2 protein-coding genes are annotated in these 3,147 nt (G+C 38.8%); both read right to left on the bottom strand.

Annotated features, from left to right (window positions below):
• The coding region (locus AC5YCI_RS14320; protein WP_496175756.1) for an Ig-like domain-containing protein at window positions 1-2,482 on the bottom strand (2,482 nt) is incomplete at its 3' end.
• A gap of 492 nt (window positions 2,483-2,974) precedes the next feature.
• Window positions 2,975-3,147: transposase family protein (locus AC5YCI_RS14325; RefSeq protein WP_164709160.1), on the bottom strand; the 173-nt coding region annotated here is incomplete at its 5' end.

Raw genomic sequence — 3,147 nt, forward strand, 5'->3', positions numbered from 1 at the left:
TATCAGTTGCCACGTAGTCAAATGTGGTTTCGCCGTTCCAGTTTTCGTTTGGTACAAAGTACACGGTCTCTTGTGCATCAAATGGTGTACCTGCAACCACAGGAATCATGCCAGCTTCATCAAGGTACAAGGTACCGTTTTCAGGTAAAGTCGTGACTGTAATACTCTCAACTGTACCGTCTACATCGCTGTAGTCGAGTACCACTGGAATGATGGTATCTTCATCGCCTGTTGCAGTGACATCTTCAGCCACTGGCGGATCATTGACATCGGCAATGGTAATCGTTGCAGTAGCAGGGTCTGATTCTAAGCCTTCATTATCAGTTGCCACGTAGTCAAATGTGGTTTCGCCGTTCCAGTTTTCGTTTGGTACAAAGTACACGGTCTCTTGTGCATCAAATGGTGTACCTGCAACCACAGGAATCATGCCAGCTTCATCAAGGTATAAGGTACCGTTTTCAGGTAAAGTCGTGACTGTAATGCTCTCAACTGTACCGTCTACATCGCTGTACTCGAGTACCACTGCAATGGTGGTATCTTCATCGCCTGTTGCAGTGACATCTTCAGCCACTGGTGGATCGTTGACATCGGCAATGGTAATCGTAGCAGTGGCAGGGTCTGACTCTAAGCCTTCATTATCAGTTGCTACATAGTCAAATGTGGTTTCGCCGTTCCAGTTTTCGTTTGGTACAAAGTACACGGTCTCTTGTGCATCAAATGGTGTACCTGCAACCACAGGAGTCGTACCAGCTTCATCAAGGTATAAGGTACCGTTTTCAGGTAAAGTCGTGACTGTAATGCTCTCAACTGTACCGTCTACATCGCTGTAGTCGAGTACCACTGGAATGGTGGTATCTTCATCGCCTGTTGCAGTGACATCTTCAGCCACTGGCGGATCATTCACAGGAGTTACATCAATAGTGATCACTGAAGTACTGGTTTCGCCATTTGGATCAGTTACAACGACAGTAAACTCATCTGGACCATTGTAGTCAGGGTTGGGCGTATAGGTATATTCGCCAGTCTCTGGATTAATTTCAACTTTACCGTGAGTTGGCTGGTCGGTTACTTCATAACTCAGAGGGTCTTCATCTGGATCTGTTGCTGGGACTTTACCTGTAACAGGGGTGTCTTCAGGCGTGACTTTACTGTCATCTTCTGCGACTGGTGGATCGTTAATTGGGTTAACACCAATGTTGACTGTACCGGTATCTTCACCACCTTGCTGATCTTTTACAGTGTATTCAAAAACACCAACATTTTGCCCAGCTAAATAGTCTTTCGGTGCATCATATACAAGCGCCTCAAGTTCAGACACAGTCAGCTGGTCACCAATTTTTACTACTGTACCATCTGCTTTTTTTACTTCACCCAGTTCTGGAATCTTAGTAACGGTAATCGTTAACTCACTGTCCGGACTATCTGAATCACTGACTGTAACGCTAAGTGGTGTAGCTGTACTTTCTTCATCTACAGTCAAGTTGTTGTCTGTGGCTAACGGTGGTGCAAATGGCTGCACAGTAATATTAACTGTGGCAGTCTCAGGTATACCTGTGGCTGAAGTGACTGTATAAGTGAAGCTATCAGGACCTGTATAACCTGCATTTGGCGTGTAAGTTAAAGTACCATCTGGATTAATGACCACTTGACCATGAGCAGGTTGGCTAACTGAAGTAATTTTAGCATCTGTTGCTTCAAAACCATCGTTTTCCAATGCATCAATCACAACAGGAACACCTAACATAGTTGTCTCTGTATCATCAAAAGCATCTTGCTCTGGTTCAACAACAGCTGTAACTTCAAATTCAGTTGTTACGCCTTTGTCATCAGTGACTGTAACTTTAAATGTCTCAGTGCCATTCCAGTCATCATTTGGAATGAAGGTCCATTCACCCGTCTCTGGATCAATGGTTGCTATACCATTTTCTGGCTGTGCAACAATCGTAAAATTAGGATTACTTACACCATCTTTATCAGTTGCGACCAATTTACCCGTAACAACATCACCATCTTCTAGCCCTTCACCGCGATTACCCGTGACTGTAGTAAGATTTGGCTTTGGCTTATCATCATCATCATCGACTAAAGCTGCGATACCACCTAAAAGTAAGCCACCTAGAATCCATGGCCAAAAGTTGGCACTTTTACCAAATACAATTTGCTCTAAACCAGTAATATCTTTGAAATACACTGCGCCGTTATTGTAGTCAAACCACAAAAAGCCACATTCTTCATCCAACAAAACCAGTTGTGATTGTGGCTGATCATTAAATTGAACAAAAAAATCTTCAATAAGGATTTTTTCCCCAGAATTTAATACTAAGACTAAATTATTGCCTTCACGAACATATTGTTTGATGTCTTCTTTATATAAATCTACCTTAACAACAGAGGAGGTACTCAGATCAACGATACTCGTATTGCTTAGGTCTTGAAGTTTTTCACGAGTGGCGAGGTTATAGACTTGAATATTGGCTGTCATTGTTATGATCTCTTTTAGGATTATTATTCCTAGAGATTGAACAATAAACATACATTTATGTAAACCACTGTTAAAAATGTGATTAATGAAATTATTTAGGATAAATTTAAATATTTTTTTTATAAAAAAATTAATATCTTTTAATAACTAAGATTTTTAAAACTCTATTTAAAAATATGAAATATAAAATAATATAATGCAGCTAAAAAACTTAACATACTGATTTTTAAAAAAATTAATAAAAGACATTTTTTTCATTTTTTTATAAAAAAATGTCTAGTACGCCTCAAAACATAAGCTTATTGCATAAATTATTAATAAAAACTAAACTTACTATGTAGTTTTTATAAACACAAAATAGAGAATGAAGTGAGCTAAAATGAGTATAGCAACCTAAACTTTCTATTTAAGGACAAAAATATTGTTTCTTTGCTTAGTCGCTTCAATTAAATCAAACATAATTTTCAATCATTAGATCTCTTGCGAAAGTGGTTATTGCAAGTTTATTCGGTTTACCAGTGCAGCAATTAAGTTAATACGTAAACCGAATCTTTTCCGTCTATTTCGATAGCGTTCACTTAATATTCTAAATGTTTTCAATTGACTATTGATGTGTTCGATCACAACTCGTATTTTTCCAATCAGTTTATTGTACTTTTTCTCAA

The sequence above is a fragment of the Acinetobacter sp. CY17 genome (assembly GCF_059515825.1).